Origin of the sequence: Corynebacterium sp. (assembly GCF_022712195.1) — a bacterium.
Lineage (GTDB): Bacteria > Actinomycetota > Actinomycetes > Mycobacteriales > Mycobacteriaceae > Corynebacterium.
In genome coordinates this window covers 46197-60939 of record NZ_JALAGY010000058.1, presented here as the reverse complement: position 1 = coordinate 60939, position 14743 = coordinate 46197, and the positions used below count along the sequence as shown (strand labels likewise).

Genomic DNA, 14743 nt, shown 5'->3' with positions numbered 1-14743 from the left:
GTATACCGGGGCTCAGTCCGCCGCGCCGCGGGCGCGGAGTGCGTCTGCGACCGCCCGGGCGCGCAGGATCGTCCGGACCAGCACCGGTACCCCGAAGGCGGTCAGTGACAGTCCGACCGACCGGCTGCCACGTGCTCGGCGTGCGTCGAGTACCTCGTTGACGGCCTGGACCTGCAGCGGGATAAGCCGGATGGTCAGCGTGAGGGCAAGGCTGACCTGGTCCACCGGAACACCGAGACGCGCAGTGGGCGCCAGCAGGCGGTCGAAGGTGTCCATCAGTTCCGACACCCGGGTCGTGAGGGTCTGGGTGATCGCGGCCGCGACGGCGGCGAACAGCACCAGCACCATGGTGACCGCCTGCTGCGCGTCTGTCCTCCACCAGAGCATCAGCCCCAGGAAGACCAGCAGTGGGAGCGCGCCCGAGAGCTGCCGCAGCATCAGGCGCGCGGGGATGCGTCCCACCAGGGCGGCGAGGCCGACGAGGGCCACGGACACCGCTCCGCCGACCCATGTGGTCACTGTGACGGCGGAGACCACGAGAAAGACGCTGAGCACCGCGATCTTGACCCCGGGAGCAGTGCGGTGCAGCAGGGAGTCGCCGGGATGGTAGATCCCGAGTGGCACGCGTGAGGGGCTGATCATGGCGCGCCGCCCTCGCTCATCCTCCGTACGTAGGCGGCGATGACCTCGTCGGGGGAACCGTCGTCGATGACACGGCCCCGGTCGACGCAGAGGGTACGTTGTGCGTCTGCGGCCAGTTCCAGGTCGTGGGTGACGGTGATGACCTGCTGGGTGAGGCCGTCGAGAGTCTTTCTGAGCTTGTTGCGGTTGACCAGGTCGAGCAGGCAGGACGGCTCATCGGCGACGATGACCTCGGGGGAGAGGGCCGTGATCGAGGCGAGTGCCAGCATCTGCTTCTCTCCACCGGAGAGGTGGTGCGGCGACTGCTCCTCCCTGCCCTGCAGTCCGACCGCGGTGAGGGCGTCGGAGACCCGGTCCCTGATCTCGGCGCGGCTGAGCCCGGTTCCGCGCAGTGAGAATGCGACATCCTCGGCGACGGTGGGCATGATGATCTGGTTGTCCGGGTCGGAGAAGAGGAATCCGACCGATCCCCGGACCTTGCGTCCCCTACGTCCGACCGGCACTCCGCCGACAGTGACCGTCCCGGAGGTCGCCGGGGTCAGTCCGTTGATCATCCTTATCAGTGTCGACTTGCCGGATCCGTTGGCGCCGATGACGCTGACCCGTTGTTCGGGCAGGTCGAGGGTGACCGGCTGCAGGATCGTCCTGCCGTCGACTGTGACGGAGGCGTCGCGGTAGCTGACGGTCACCGGGCGGCCCCTGCGGTCCCGGAGGCTCCTATGTCACCGGCGGAACGTGTGGACCGCCTGGCGGGCACCAGGTCGGGGACGGCACGCAGCACGGCCGAGGCGATGAGTGCGGCGACGAGCACCTTGATGACGTCGCCCGGAATGAACGGGGTGTTCGACACGAGGGCGCCGGTGAAGTCCATGCCGGTACGGAAGACGAGGCCGATGCTGCCGCACAGGTACTGCACGCAGATACCGACGAGCCCGGCGAGGACGAAGACGCCGGTCCGGGCAACGTGGCGACGTGGGGCGTACTGGGCGATGGCGCCGATCACGACGGCGGAGACGACGTATCCGGCGACGTAGCCGACCGTCGGCCCGGCCACGGCGGCGAGGGCGGGTTTCCAGCCCGCCATGTTCGGTACCCCGACGAACCCGACGGCGATGAACAGTGCCACCGCGAGACCGCCCCGTTTCCAGCCGAGGACCATCGCGGTCAGGGCCACCCCCATGTTCTGCAGGACGACGGGGACCCCGAGTGTGCCGACGGGTACCGTCACTGCGCCGAGAACGATGATCAGGGCGGCGAAGGCGGCCATGAGGGCGATGTCGGCGGCGGTGATCCGGCGGGTGGGGACGTCCCGTGTCCGGGTCGGTGAGTTCATCATGTGAAGAACTCTAGACGGACCCTTGTACGCCGTTCAAGACTGGTCCGCCGTGGCGCGTCTGTTAGCGTGGTGTCCATGCGACGCACGGAGTTCGACCGACTTGTCCACGGGGAGTTCGGGGACTCTTTCGGCAGCTGGATCGCCGGAAGTCACGTCCTCGCCGGGCTCGGGGCCACACCGGGGGAGCTCATCGAACAGGGGCACGACCTCAGGGGAGTGTGGCTGGCGCTGTGCGACGACTTCGACGTCCCGCCGGAGCGTCGGCTCGGTGAGGACATCTGACTTGTCTGAGTTGTCCGGGCACGTCAGGCGGGCTCTGAGACACGGCCGGGAGCATTCCGCAGCGTGTCGTCTGTTATCGAACACAGGTTCGTGTATTGTCTGGTGTGTCCACCCGGCACGGTAGACATGGTCTGCGATGCCGACAGGCTCCCCGGGGGAACCTTCGGGAGCCCGGGAGAGTCTCTCTGTTCGGAGAGGTCCGCGGGCGCTGCCGACAGGCAGAGTCGAGAACGAGAACGGAAATGAGGGCACATGGCCACCAAGAAGAAGAGCACGTCCGGTAACGCCGGTGCTGACCGTCAGAAGGCGCTTGATCTGGCGATGTCGCAGATCGAGAAGGATTTCGGCAAGGGCGCAGTGATGCGCCTGGGGGACGACACCCGCCCGCCGATCCAGGTCATCTCGTCGGGCAACATCGCGATCAACGTGGCACTGGGTCTCGGTGGCTTCCCGCGCGGCCGCGTGGTGGAGATCTATGGTCCGGAGTCCTCCGGTAAGACCACCGTGGCACTGCACGCCATCGCCGAGGCGCAGAAGGCCGGCGGCATCGCAGCGTTCGTGGACGCCGAGCATGCCTTGGATCCGGACTACGCCAAGAAGCTGGGGGTCGACACCGACAACCTCCTGGTGTCGCAGCCCGACACCGGTGAACAGGCGCTGGAGATCGCCGACATGCTGGTGCGGTCCGGCGCCATCGACATCATCGTGGTCGACTCCGTTGCGGCCCTGACGCCGAAGGCGGAGATCGACGGTGACATGGGGGACAGCCACGTCGGTCTCCAGGCCCGTCTGATGAGCCAGGCGCTGCGGAAGATGACCGGTGCCCTGCACCAGACCGGTACCACCGCGATCTTCATCAACCAGCTCCGCGAGAAGATCGGTGTCATGTTCGGCTCCCCGGAGACGACCACCGGCGGTAAGGCGCTGAAGTTCTACGCCTCTGTGCGCTGTGACGTCCGTCGAATCCAGACGCTGAAGGACGGGCAGGACGCGGTCGGCAACCGTACGAAGATGAAGATCGTGAAGAACAAGGTCTCCCCGCCGTTCAAGATCGCCGAGTTCGACATCCTCTACGGTGAGGGCGTCTCGCGCGAGGGGTCGATCATCGACCTCGGCGTGGACAACGGCATCGTGAAGAAGTCCGGTTCCTGGTACACCTACAAGGGCGACCAGCTGGGTCAGGGTAAGGAGAAGGCCCGTGAGTTCCTCAAGGGTAACCCGGACCTGTCCGCGGAGATCGAGGACAGCATCATGCGGACCCTGCAGGTGGGCCCGTACGCCGCCGGCGGGGCAGGGGACACGGCTGCGGCCGAGGGTGAGGGAGAGATGGACGTCCCCGGAATCGAGGATCCCGAGAATGTCCCGATCAGTGTGGTCCCCACCTTCGATGACGAGGACGACGACTAGGACAGGTATCGCGGATGTCTCGGATGTCTCGGATGTCTCAGTCTGACGGTGGTGGTGCTTCCACGGTCGAGCAGCTCCGGGAGGCCATCGCGGCCGTCCAGAGGGGTGAGAGCGACGGGGGGATCGTCGACGAGGAGCTCGAGGAACGTCTGGCTCCCGTGAAGAGCAAGGCGACCCGGCTCATCGGTCACCGGGACCGTTCGGTCGAGGAGCTGCGCCGACGGCTCTCCGAGACGACCGGTCCGGACGGCGAGGCCGTGGAGCCGGAACTCGTGGAGCTGGTGATCGAGCGTTGCATCGGAAACGGAATGCTCGACGACGAACGCTTCGCCCACGAGTGGGTGCGGCAACGCCAACTCAATCAACGCAAGTCGGTGTCGGTGCTGCGCCGCGAACTCGTCGAGAAAGGCGTGCCGGGAACGGTGATCGAGTCGGCGCTCGAACAGGTCGACGACGATGACCAGGCGAGGATCCTCAGGGAACTCGTCACGAAGAAGGCGGGCACCGTGTCTCAGGTGCCCGCTGACCGGCGAGAGTACGACAAGGCCCTGAAACGGGTCGTCGGTGTGGCGGCGAGGAGAGGCTTCCCGGAAGGGCGGTGTCTCGCCCTCGCCAGGGAAGCCCTCGACCTCAGGATCGAGGAGCTCCGGGGCTCCCGGGGCTGAGGGCGGGTCTACCGGCTAGTCCGTCGTCGGCCTGAGGTCCTTGTGACCGGGCGCGTGCCAGTCGACGTTCACGACGTCCTTCGTGTCGATACCCTGGTCCTTCTGGTGGGGCACCTTGGCCGCGATGTTCTTACGGGCCCGGCCCGCACGCAGCTGGTGTTCGATACGCTCGGCCAGCTTCGACAGGGCGAAGTTGATCAGGATCATGATCGCCGCAGTGACGAGCAGAGCGGGGAGCATCGCTCCGTAGAACTCCCCGAGCTGACGTCCCGAGCGGACGACCTCGACGAAACCGATCATGTAACCCAGAGCGGAATCCTTCAGCGCGATGACCATCTGGGACACGATCGCCGGCAACATGGCGGCGACAGCCTGCGGAAGGAGGATCTTCCGCATCGTCTGGCCCCAGGAAAGGCCCAGTGCCGATGCCGCCTCCGACTGCCCCTTCGGCAGAGACTCGATTCCGGAGCGCAGCACCTCGGCGATCACGGAACCGTTGTACATCGTCAAGGCGAAGACGACCGCGGCGAAGCCGATCATCGAGGAGGGGAAGATCGCGTAGAGGCCGAACAGCGAGTACGCGAACAGCATCAGCACCAGGACAGGAATGGCGCGGAAGAATTCGACGATGACTCCGCAGATCCAACGGACGGCACGGACCGTGGACAGCCGTCCGATACCGAGAACCGCTCCGATGATGAGCGCGAGGACGATCGAGAAGACCGCCGCGACGACGGTGTTGATGAGACCGGGGATGATGTAAGTCGTCCACGTGGTGGAGTAGAAGAAGATCTCCCACTTGTCCTTGTCCAGCTGGCCCCCGTCCCCCAGTTTCCACAGTGCGGAAGCGAGGATCAGGAGCAGCAGGACAACGGTGGCCACCGTGAGAATACGGTTGAAACGGACGGCCTTGGGGCCGGGGGTGTCGTAGAGAACTGTTGCGCGGGTGGACATCAGCGCTTCACCGCCCAATGCTTGCCGGCCCAGCCGAAGAGCATTCCGGTCGGCAGGGTGAGGATGATGAAGCCGGTCGCGATGATCGCGAAGATGACGAGCAGGTCACTGGCATAGTTCTCCGTCATGGTCTTCATCAGCAGGGATGCTTCGCCCACGCCGATGACGGAGGCGATAGTGGTGTTCTTGATCAGTGCGATCAGGGTGTTGCCCAGAGGCACGATCGCCCCGCGGAAGGCCTGGGGGAAGACCACGTACCGGAAGTTCTGGGTGAACGTGAGCCCCAGGGAGCGGGCAGCCTCGGCCTGTCCGAACGGGACGGTGTTGATTCCCGAACGGAGGGACTCCGCCACGAAGGTCGAGGTGTAGAGGATGAACGCCAGAACCGCCAGGCGGAAGTTCTGCTGTTCGATGAAACTCTCGCTGTTGTTGGAGGCGAGCAAGAGGTTGAGCTGGTAGTAGAGCCCCAGCGACATCAACAGGGCGATGAGCGTCAGAGGCGTGTTACGCACGGTGTTGATGTACACCGTGGCGACTGTGCGCAGGATGCCGACGGGGCACACGCGCATTGCCGTGAGGATCGTGCCCAGGATCATCGCCCCGAGGGCTGACCAGAACGTCAGCTTGATCGTGACCCAGAACACCCCCAGCAGCTGCGGGCCCATTTCGGACCAGAGATCGGGATTCATGTCGGTACCTCCTTCCTTTCAGTGGTGGATTCAGTTGTCCGCGAATGAGAGGTCACCGATGTCGGGTTTCGGCCCGACCTCGAAGTCCGCCCCGAGGTTGTCCTTGACGATCTCGTCGAAGGCGCCGGAGTCGTACATCTCCTCCAGCGCCTCGTTGACCGCCTCACGGTCAGTGCCGTCCCCCTTGGGAAGGCCGATGCCGTAGTGCTCGTCTGTCCAGAAGGAGCCGTCCGGGTTCTGCAGCTGGATGACGCGGAAGTCGTCGTTGTAGCGTTCCTTGTACCGCTGTGCGAACCCCGCGAGGATCGTCGCGTCAGTGGTCAACGCGTCCACCACGCCCTGTTTCACGCCTTCGGCGCAGGCGGCGTAGGTGTCGAACTCCTGCAGCTGGACTCCGGGGAGGGCCTCCTTGACTTTCTGGGCGGGGGTGGAACCGGAGACGGAGCACAGGCGCATGCCGTCCTTGACGTCCTCCAGGCCCGTGATGCCCGTGGCGGCCTCGATGAGCAGCCCCTGGTGGGTGACCGTGTAGGGGCCGGCGAAGTCGACGGCCGCGAGGCGTCCGGCGTTGACGGAGTAGGTTGCGGCGATCATGTTGACCTCGCCGTTGTTGATCAGGGTCTCGCGCTGGGACGACGGGGTCTCGCGCCACTCGATCTCGGGGACGTCCCACCCGTTCTTGTCGGCGATGTAGGTGACCACGTAGCGGGAGACGTCGACGTCCATGCCGGCGAAGTCCTTCTCGGGTGTGCGCTCGCCCAGACCGGGCTGGTCGAACTTGGTGCCCAGGACGACACTGCCGTTCTCGATGTCGGACAACAGGGAACGGGGTTCGGAGCTGCCGCAGGAGGCCATGCTGAAGGCCCCGGCGGCGACGACGACGGTGGCTGCGATCCGGCGCAGCAGCCGTGTGCGGTGCTTCATGGGATCCTCCTCCTAGTGCCCGACGATCTTCGCCAGGAAGTCCTTGGCTCGATCAGACGAGGGGCTGGTGAAGAAGGTCTCCGGATCGGTGTCCTCGACGATGGCACCGTCCGCCATGAACAGGATGCGGTCGGCGGCACGGCGCGCGAAGCCCATCTCGTGGGTGACGACCACCATGGTCATGCCGCCCGCGGCGAGGTCGGCCATCACGTCGAGCACCTCGTTGATCATCTCGGGGTCCAGGGCGGAGGTCGGCTCGTCGAAGAGCATCACCTTCGGCTCCATGGCCAGGGCTCGGGCGATGGCGACGCGCTGCTGCTGGCCGCCGGACAACTGTGCAGGGTACTTGTCGGCCTGCACGGCGATGCCGACCCGGTCGAGCAGCCGGTCGGCTGTCTTGTCCGCCTCCGCCCGGGGGGTCTTGCGCACCTTCATCGGGGCCAGTGTGATGTTGTCCCGGATGGTCATGTGGCTGAAGAGGTTGAACGACTGGAACACCATGCCGACCTCCGACCGGAGCCGTGCGAGGTCCTTGCCCTCTTCCGGCAGGAGTTCCCCGTCGATGTGGATCTCGCCGGTGTCGATCGTCTCGAGTCGGTTGATCGTCCGGCACAGCGTGGACTTGCCGGAGCCGGACGGTCCGAGGACCACGACCACCTGGCCGGAGGGGATGTCCAGGTTGATGTCCTTCAACGCCTGGAAGTCACCGAAGTACTTGTTCACCCCGGTAAGGGTGATCATGCTTGATGCATTCTCTTGAACAGTCATAGGTGAAGTCTAATGTTATTTCCCCCATTGTGGGGAACCCGCTGAGGCCTGAGTCACGTTACGATCTGGTAAACACCGGGTATGTGCAGTTCCGGGGTGGTACAACCGCGGGTGGCCGTTCGTTCTGCCGGGGGTGCTCGACTACACTCGGGGACCGTGGTTGAATCCCGAAGTACTGCTGAAATGACCCGGTCCGACCACCGGGGCACCCGAACGTACGAGGTCCGCACCTTCGGGTGCCAGATGAACGTCCATGACTCCGAGCGGCTCTCCGGACTCCTGGAGGACTCCGGCTACGCCCCGGCCGACGACGGGGCGACCCCGGACGTCGTCGTCTTCAACACCTGCGCGGTGCGGGAGAACGCCGACAACCGTCTCTACGGCACCCTCGGGCAGCTCAAGGACGTCAAGGCGCAGAATCCCGGCATGCAGATCGCCGTCGGCGGATGCATGGCGCAGAAGGACAAGGACGTCGTCGTGGAGAAGGCCCCGTGGGTCGACGTCGTCTTCGGCACGCACAACATGGGGTCCCTGCCGACCCTGCTGGCGCGCAGTGCGCACAACGAGCGGGCCGAGGTGGAGATCGCCGATTCCCTGGAGCAGTTCCCGTCGGTGCTGCCGGCGAAGAGGGAGTCCGCCTACGCGGGATGGGTCAGTGTCTCGGTCGGCTGCAACAACACCTGCACCTTCTGTATCGTGCCCTCGCTGCGGGGTGCCGAACAGGACCGTCGTCCGGGGGACATTCTCGCCGAGGTCAAGGCACTGGTGGACCAGGGGGTCACCGAAGTCACCCTGCTGGGTCAGAACGTGAACGCCTACGGTGTGAACTTCTCCGACCCCTTCCTGGACCGCGACCGCACGGCGTTCTCGAAACTGCTCCGTGCCTGCGGGGAGATCGAGGGGCTGGAACGACTGCGGTTCACCAGTCCGCATCCGGCGGAGTTCACCGACGACGTGATCGACGCGATGGTGGAGACTCCGGCGGTGTGCCCGCAGCTCCACATGCCCCTGCAGTCCGGTTCCGACCGCATCCTCAAGGCGATGCGGCGGTCCTACCGGTCGAGGAAGTTTCTGGGCATCCTGGAGAAGGTCAGGGAGAGGATGCCGGACGCGGCGATCACCACTGACCTCATCGTGGGGTTCCCCGGTGAGACGGAGGAGGATTTCCAGGAGACGCTTCGGGTTGTCGAGGAGTCCCGTTTCACCAGCGCGTACACCTTCCAGTACTCGCCCCGGCCCGGGACGCCCGCGGCGTCGCTGACCGACCAGGTGCCCAAGTCGGTGGTCCAGGACCGCTACGAACGGCTGGAACGACTGCAGGAGCGTATCAGCGGCGAGGACAACGCCGCCCAGATCGGCACTCGGGTCGAACTTCTCGTCCAGGCCGGCGGAGGCCGGAAGAACGCGCAGACCCGACGGATGTCGGGCCGGGCCCGCGACGGACGCCTGGTGCACTTCTCGCCCGGTGACTCGGCGGTCCGCCCCGGGGACGTCGTGGAGGTCACCGTCACCGGGTCGGCCCCGCACTTTCTGCTCGCGGATTCGCCCGTGCACTCCCACCGCCGTACCGTGGCGGGGGACATGTCAGAGGCAGGTACCGTGCCGACCACCGCTCCGGTGGGCGTCGGGTTGGGGCTTCCCGGAATCGGTCGGCCCGGTACGCCGACGACGCAGAGTGGAGGATGTGGTTGTGAGTAAGGCAGTGGACAGGGCCGGCGAAAGCCGGGAGGCGGTCAACCGGCGCCGTGCTGAGGCGCTGGACCGGCATGTGCGGGAACTGGAACGCAACGCCGGTGGTGACCTCGCCAGGGCGGAACGTCAGGCGGCCGGGACGATCGTCCTCGGCTCGTCGCTGCCGGTCCTCCTGTGCGGGCTGATCGTGGTGTTCGTGTCGATCTTCATGCCGCATTCCGGGGAGGTGCGCGGTTACGACGTCCTGTTCTTCTCCGACACCGCCCAGACGTACGTCACGACCCTGCCCGAGCGGGTCTACGTGTGGCTCGCGCTCGTCGGCGGTGTCCTGCTGACGCTGGGCACGGTGGTCTCGCGCTCGTCGCTGGTGGCGTGGATCAACTGGATCGCCACCGGTATCGGCTGGGTGTACGCGGTCCTGGCGATCGGCATGCGTCAGTCGCGCCCGCCGACGGAGCCCGGAGACGGCCCGTCCTTCGGCCTGATCATGGGCTTCGTGGGGATGGTCGTCATCTTCATCGCCCTGTCCAGCCGGTTGCTGCGACGTGGTGCCGTGCAGAAGGCGATCGCGGAGAAGCGACGTGCCGAGGCCGGCAGGGACGAGGAGTCGCGGGCGGCCCAGCTGGTGCTGCGCACCGGACTGGCCCCACGGGAGGACGTCGACATCGTCGACGACCGCAGGGACAGGGTCCGTGCACGTCGGAAGCGGGCGGAGAACGGTGGCGACGGCACCGCAGCATCCGACGCCACCCCGCAGGACGACTGACTAGTCGCGGGCGGCCTCAGCCGCCGTCTGCGCCCAGGAACGCCACTGTTCGGCCTGTTTCCGCAGGTCGGCGGCCGCCGAGTGACGGCCCTTCGCCTCCGCTGCCTCCGCGTCCGCCGTCAGCTGGTCGACCTTCGCCTGGAACTGGGCGACACGGGCCTCGACCTCCGGGTCGGTCCGACGCCACTGCTGTTCGGCGAAGTCACTGACCCGGGCGGCCAACGCACCGATCTTGTCCTCGAACTCCTGGACCCGAGCCCGGGGGACGTACCCGACCGCGTCCCACTTCTCCTGGAGTTCGCGCAGGAGTTCACGGGCACGGTCCAGGTCGGCGGACGGGTCGATGCGGGCGTCGTACTCGTCGAGGAGGGCCTGTCTGGCCTCGGCGTTGCGCTCGAACTCCTCGTCCTTACGGCGGTTGTCCTCCTCACGGGCGGCGAAGAAGACGTCCTGGGCGTGCCGGAACTCCGCCCAGAGGCGGTCGTCGTCGGCGCGGCGTGCCCGGCCGGCCGCCTTCCATTCCGCCATCAGGTCGCGGTAGGCGCGGGCGGTGTCGTTCCATTCCCTGGAGTCCTGCAGGGCGACCGCCCGGGCGACGAGACTCTCCTTCGCCCTGCGGGCGACGTCCCGCTGCTTGTCGAGCTCGGCGAAGTGGCTTCCGCGTCGCTCGGCGAAGGTCTCCCGCGCCGTGCGGAGCCGCGCCGCCAGTTCCCGCCCTGCGGCACGGTCACCGCCGGCGGCGTTCCACCGGTCGCCGATCTCCCTGAGGCGGTCGCCGTCGGCCTTCCAGTCGGTGCCCGAGGCCGCGATGCGTTCGGCCTCGGTCACCAGCTCCAGCCGCCGGTCCGCCACCTGCTGTTCGACCTCACCGGTGCGGGACAGCAGCTCGGTCAGCCGACGTTCCAGACGCGCGACGTCGCCGAGCACCGCGGCCTCCGGCAGTCCGTCGAGCAGACGGCGGGCATCGGCACGCACGCGGGCGACATCTTCCGGGTGGGTGCCCAGCCGGGCCACCAGCACCTCGACCTCGGTCGCCAGGTCGGCGAACCGGCGGGCGTAGTGGGCCAGACCCTCCTCCACGGTGCCGGCCTTCCACTCACCGACGCGACGTTCGGTGGTCTCACCGCTGCCGCCGGTACCGGTGACGGTCAGCCACACGACACCCTCGCCGTCGATGCGGCCGTGCGCGGCGGCGTCCTCGACGGACGGTGCGACGGTGGTGCTGACGGGGGCGACGCCGGCCTGTGCGCCCGGACGCGGTCCGGGTCGTGTACCGGGGCGGGGGCCGGGCTTCGGGACGTTCATCGGTGGTCCTTCGGTCGAGTGACTGTGCTGCCTGACATTATGGCAGACCCCGTCGGGCACCATTACCGTGCCGCCGGAACCGGCCGTAGACTTACGGCCCATGACACAACACCAGCGAGGCCGCCGTCCGGTGGCGGTCGTCGGGCCGACGGGGTCCGGGAAGTCCGAGGCGGCACTCGCGGTGGCGGAGGCGCTCGACGGCGAGATCGTCAACATCGACTCGATGCAGCTCTACCGGGGGATGGACATCGGTACGGCGAAACTGCCGCCCGGTGAGCGGCGCGGAATCCCGCACCACCAGCTCGACGTCCTGGAGGTCACGGAGAACGCGTCGGTCGCCCGCTACCGCGACGCGGCCATCGCCGACGTCGAGGCCATCCGCTCCCGGGGAAGGACGCCGGTGATCGTCGGCGGCTCGATGATGTACGTCCAGGCCCTGCTCGACAACTGGGACCTGCCACCCACGGACGCCTCGGTCCGCCGCAGGTGGGAGCGGGAGGGCGACCGGATCGGGGTAGAGGCGCTGCATGCGGTACTGGAGGAGCGGGACCCGGAGGCCGCGAGGGTGATCGAGGACAGGGACCGGCGCAGGACCGTGCGGGCGTTGGAGGTCATCGAGCTCACCGGCCGTCCCTTCGCAGCGTCCCAGCCCCCCAAGGACCGGCCGACCCGCTGGGACTGCGCAATCATCGGACTGTCCGCCACCGCGGAGTGGCTGAACCCCCGTCTCGAGACCCGGGTCGGACGGATGTTCGGTGAGGGGCTCGTCGAGGAGGTCCGGGCGCTGGTGGAACAGGGACTGCGCCGTGAGTCGACGGCAGGGCAGGCGATCGGTTACGCGCAGGTTCTCGACCATCTCGCCGGTGAGCTGACTCTCACCGAGGCGGTAGAGCGGACGGTGACCGGCACCCGCCGGTACGCCCGTCGGCAACGGGCCTGGTTCCGGCGGGATCCGCGGATCACCTGGATCGACGCCTCGGCGCCGGATGTCCGTGACCGTGTGGTCGCCACTGCGGTGGCGGCGGCGGGCACGGTGGGGGGATAGACTCTCCTCCATGGACGAGAGCACCCGGACAGAGGTAATCAAGGGACACGGGACCGGCAACGATTTCATCCTGATCCCCGATCCCGAGGCCGCCGTCGACCTCACCGCCGGACTGGTACGGTCCCTGGCGGACCGGCACCGCGGCATCGGTGCCGACGGCGTGATCAGACTCGCCACCGCCGGGGTGCTGGTCCGGCGCGGCGTCCTGGAGGGCCTGCCTGAGGACGTGCGGGACGACGACTGGTTCATGGACTACCGCAACGCCGACGGCTCCGTCGCGGAGATGTGCGGCAACGGCGTGCGTGTCTTCGCCCATGCGCTCAGCGCGCTGTCGCTGACGGACCCGGGGCAGTTCAACGACGACGGCACCCTTCGGGTGGGGACCCGGGCGGGACGGCGCGACGTGAGGATCCACTCGGTCACCGACACTGACGCGGAGGTCAGCGTGGACATGGGCGTCCCCGTCATCACGGGGACCTCCGCAGCCACCCTCGACGGCGTCCGGTACGAGGGCGTCGGGGTGGACATGGGTAATCCGCACCTGGCGTGTGTGGTCCCCGGGCTCAGCGCCGCCGGTCTCGCCGACCTGCGGGTCGACCGCGCCCCGGACTACGACACCGGTGTCTTCCCGACGGGGGTGAACCTCGAGCTGGTGACCGCGTTGCGTGACGGGGGAGTGCACATGAGGGTGCATGAGCGTGGGGTCGGAGAGACCCTGTCCTGTGGTACAGGGACCGTCGCCGCCGCGGTCGCCGCACTGGTGGACCGGTTCGACGGGGCGGCGGGCACACCGCAGACCTGGGAGGAGACCGTCCGGGTGGTCGTCCCCGGCGGGGAGGTCGCGGTCACCGTCGGTGCGGACGGGGAGGGCCGGCCGACTGCCGCGACGTTACGCGGTCCCTCGAAGCTGGTATTCACCACCGAGGTCACCACCGGGACCACCGCGACTGAGGCATGAGGGGCCGAGCCGTTCCCGGCGGGAGCCGGTCAGTGGTGACGGGAGTTGGCTGAGTCCTGACGGGCACGGTCCCACAACCGCTGCAGGCTCAGCGCGCGCTGGTCGGTCTCGTGCAGCAGCTCGGTCAGGGTGGCCACGGTGGTCAGGGACGTGGTGCGTTCGGGCAGGTGCCGCAGGAAACGTTCGCAGGAGCCCGCGGCGGCATGGAAGCGGGAGACACTGGAGATCCCGGACCGGGCGTCGCAGAGTTCGGGGCGGTGCAGCTGACGGTCGCGTACCCGGGCGGGGTCGCTGGAGTAGCGGAACTCGTCCCAGTCGTCGAGGACGGCCGCGATGTCCGTCGCGGAGAGGTCGATCGACCGCTTCAGTGCGGCGATCTCGCGGTCCGAGTCCTGGCGCACGACCGTGACCACAGCGGTGATGACCAGCACCACCGCGACGAGGACACCCAGCCGCCCCAGGGTGCTGATCACGACCCACGACAGCGCGACCACGAAGGACGCGGCGACGAAGGTCTTCGGCAGGCTCCTAGCCACAGGACCCTCCGCAACCTCCTGACCCGCAACCGCACCCTCCTGAGGAGCAGGACGCCGGGTCCACTGCGGTGGCGGTGAACTGGACGGAACCGGCGAGGATCGTGCCGGCGGGGAGGGTGTCCTCACCGTTGTCGGGAAGAACCACGCTGAACTCGAACGGGGCGGTGACCGTGCACACCCAGAAGGACTGTCCGGTCAAAGCCGCGGTCCGGCGCTCGGCCGAGGTGACCTCCACGGCCACGGTGGCGGCGGCGTGGGGCGCCACTGCACCTGAGTTCAGGTCGGCAAGCCCGGTCGAGTCCACCACACCGACCCGCAGCACCCCGGCCCGGGCGGCGTCGTCACGGCTACGGTGGACCGCCACGTCCGCCGCAAGTGCGGTGACCTGCATCGGCTGGTAGGTCAGCGTGCCCTCCTCCGACAGCAGGGGGCCCTGGGCGACGGTGGCGGTGAGCGACGCGATCACCGGCGCTCCATCGGCGCGGACCTGCAGCACAGGGGAGTCCGCCACGATGTCGAGCACGCCGACGATGTCGTCGACCATGCTGAGGTGTGCCGAGGTCTCCGCACCACCACTGAAGCTGGCGAAGGAGCCGTAGGGCGGCACCGCCAGGATCACCAGCCGTGCCCCGCTGGGGTCGTCGTACTGCAGAACCTGTCCGTCGCGCACCTCCCCGGTGACCCGCAGCGCCCCCGTCCCGTACGCCGCCTCCAGAGCATCCTGCCAACGGCTGAAAGCCAGCCCCACACTCTTCAGTTCCGGAATCATGGGAG

General features: G+C 67.7%; 17 protein-coding genes. 7 read left to right on the top strand and 10 right to left on the bottom strand.

What is annotated here, in order from left to right:
- Nucleotides 1-12: 12 nt before the first annotated feature.
- Genes Q0A34_RS07355 through Q0A34_RS07345 form a run of 3 tightly spaced genes read right to left on the bottom strand, consistent with a single transcriptional unit; the run spans nucleotide 13 to nucleotide 1978 of the window.
- On the bottom strand, nucleotides 13-642 hold the full coding sequence (locus Q0A34_RS07355; protein WP_291479348.1) for an energy-coupling factor transporter transmembrane protein EcfT: 630 nt from the start codon (nucleotides 640-642) through the stop codon (nucleotides 13-15).
- Entirely contained in the window at nucleotides 639-1331 is a 693-nt protein-coding gene (locus Q0A34_RS07350; protein WP_291479347.1) for an ABC transporter ATP-binding protein, read from the bottom strand. The genes Q0A34_RS07355 and Q0A34_RS07350 overlap by 4 nt, the downstream gene beginning before the upstream one ends.
- Nucleotides 1328-1978 carry a biotin transporter BioY gene (locus Q0A34_RS07345; RefSeq protein ID WP_291479346.1) on the bottom strand — a complete coding sequence of 217 codons (651 nt, stop codon included), beginning with the start codon at nucleotides 1976-1978 and terminating at the stop codon, nucleotides 1328-1330. Before Q0A34_RS07345 ends, Q0A34_RS07350 begins: the two co-directional genes overlap by 4 nt.
- A 75-nt stretch (nucleotides 1979-2053) precedes the next feature.
- Here Q0A34_RS07345 and Q0A34_RS07340 point away from each other — a divergent pair, with 75 nt between their 5' ends.
- The 3 genes from Q0A34_RS07340 (at nucleotide 2054) to Q0A34_RS07330 (ending at nucleotide 4332) form a co-directional block, all read left to right on the top strand.
- Nucleotides 2054-2260: a DUF3046 domain-containing protein gene (locus Q0A34_RS07340; protein WP_291479345.1), complete on the top strand. Its 207-nt coding sequence runs from the start codon at nucleotides 2054-2056 to the stop codon at nucleotides 2258-2260.
- 252 nt (nucleotides 2261-2512) lie between these two features.
- Complete coding sequence (gene recA, locus Q0A34_RS07335) at nucleotides 2513-3667, top strand: recombinase RecA (protein ID WP_291479344.1); 1155 nt, start codon at nucleotides 2513-2515, stop codon at nucleotides 3665-3667.
- Nucleotides 3668-3699: 32 nt separating this feature from the next.
- Entirely contained in the window at nucleotides 3700-4332 is a 633-nt protein-coding gene (locus Q0A34_RS07330) for a regulatory protein RecX (RefSeq protein ID WP_291479343.1), read from the top strand.
- A gap of 15 nt (nucleotides 4333-4347) precedes the next feature.
- Here Q0A34_RS07330 and Q0A34_RS07325 read toward each other — a convergent pair whose 3' ends face one another.
- The 4 genes from Q0A34_RS07325 to Q0A34_RS07310 are packed head-to-tail and all read right to left on the bottom strand — an operon-like array spanning nucleotide 4348 to nucleotide 7640.
- Entirely contained in the window at nucleotides 4348-5286 is a 939-nt protein-coding gene (locus Q0A34_RS07325; protein ID WP_291479342.1) for an amino acid ABC transporter permease, read from the bottom strand.
- Nucleotides 5286-5975 carry an amino acid ABC transporter permease gene (locus Q0A34_RS07320; RefSeq protein WP_291479341.1) on the bottom strand — a complete coding sequence of 230 codons (690 nt, stop codon included), beginning with the start codon at nucleotides 5973-5975 and terminating at the stop codon, nucleotides 5286-5288. Before Q0A34_RS07320 ends, Q0A34_RS07325 begins: the two co-directional genes overlap by 1 nt.
- Before the next feature lie 30 nt (nucleotides 5976-6005).
- Nucleotides 6006-6899 (bottom strand): transporter substrate-binding domain-containing protein, encoded by an 894-nt coding sequence (locus Q0A34_RS07315; protein ID WP_291479340.1) that lies wholly within the window; start codon nucleotides 6897-6899, stop codon nucleotides 6006-6008.
- 12 nt (nucleotides 6900-6911) lie between these two features.
- Nucleotides 6912-7640, bottom strand: a complete 729-nt coding sequence (locus Q0A34_RS07310) for an amino acid ABC transporter ATP-binding protein (RefSeq protein ID WP_291479352.1) — start codon at nucleotides 7638-7640, stop codon at nucleotides 6912-6914.
- 210 nt (nucleotides 7641-7850) lie between these two features.
- Between Q0A34_RS07310 and miaB the strand changes: the two genes are divergently transcribed.
- Both miaB and Q0A34_RS07300 read left to right on the top strand, forming a co-directional pair.
- The gene (miaB, locus tag Q0A34_RS07305) at nucleotides 7851-9365 is read left to right on the top strand and encodes a tRNA (N6-isopentenyl adenosine(37)-C2)-methylthiotransferase MiaB (RefSeq protein WP_291479351.1); all 1515 of its coding nucleotides are present in this window, start codon (nucleotides 7851-7853) and stop codon (nucleotides 9363-9365) included.
- Complete coding sequence (locus tag Q0A34_RS07300) at nucleotides 9358-10125, top strand: hypothetical protein (protein ID WP_291479339.1); 768 nt, start codon at nucleotides 9358-9360, stop codon at nucleotides 10123-10125. Before miaB ends, Q0A34_RS07300 begins: the two co-directional genes overlap by 8 nt.
- Here the strand turns inward: Q0A34_RS07300 and Q0A34_RS07295 are convergent, their stop codons facing one another.
- A complete protein-coding gene (locus Q0A34_RS07295; RefSeq protein WP_291479338.1) occupies nucleotides 10126-11430 on the bottom strand; it encodes a DUF349 domain-containing protein in 1305 nt (434 codons plus the stop codon).
- 100 nt (nucleotides 11431-11530) lie between these two features.
- Between Q0A34_RS07295 and miaA the strand changes: the two genes are divergently transcribed.
- Together miaA and dapF are read left to right on the top strand one after the other, a co-directional pair.
- Nucleotides 11531-12475, top strand: coding sequence for a tRNA (adenosine(37)-N6)-dimethylallyltransferase MiaA (gene miaA, locus Q0A34_RS07290; protein ID WP_291479337.1), 945 nt, complete (start codon nucleotides 11531-11533; stop codon nucleotides 12473-12475).
- A 10-nt stretch (nucleotides 12476-12485) separates the two neighbouring features.
- A complete protein-coding gene (dapF, locus tag Q0A34_RS07285; protein WP_291479336.1) occupies nucleotides 12486-13433 on the top strand; it encodes a diaminopimelate epimerase in 948 nt (315 codons plus the stop codon).
- 29 nt (nucleotides 13434-13462) lie between these two features.
- On the opposite strand, the gene Q0A34_RS07280 is transcribed toward dapF, so the two are convergent.
- Complete coding sequence (locus Q0A34_RS07280; protein WP_291479335.1) at nucleotides 13463-13969, bottom strand: hypothetical protein; 507 nt, start codon at nucleotides 13967-13969, stop codon at nucleotides 13463-13465.
- The gene (locus tag Q0A34_RS07275) at nucleotides 13962-14738 is read right to left on the bottom strand and encodes a hypothetical protein (protein ID WP_291479334.1); all 777 of its coding nucleotides are present in this window, start codon (nucleotides 14736-14738) and stop codon (nucleotides 13962-13964) included. Before Q0A34_RS07275 ends, Q0A34_RS07280 begins: the two co-directional genes overlap by 8 nt.
- Nucleotides 14739-14743 lie beyond the last annotated feature (5 nt).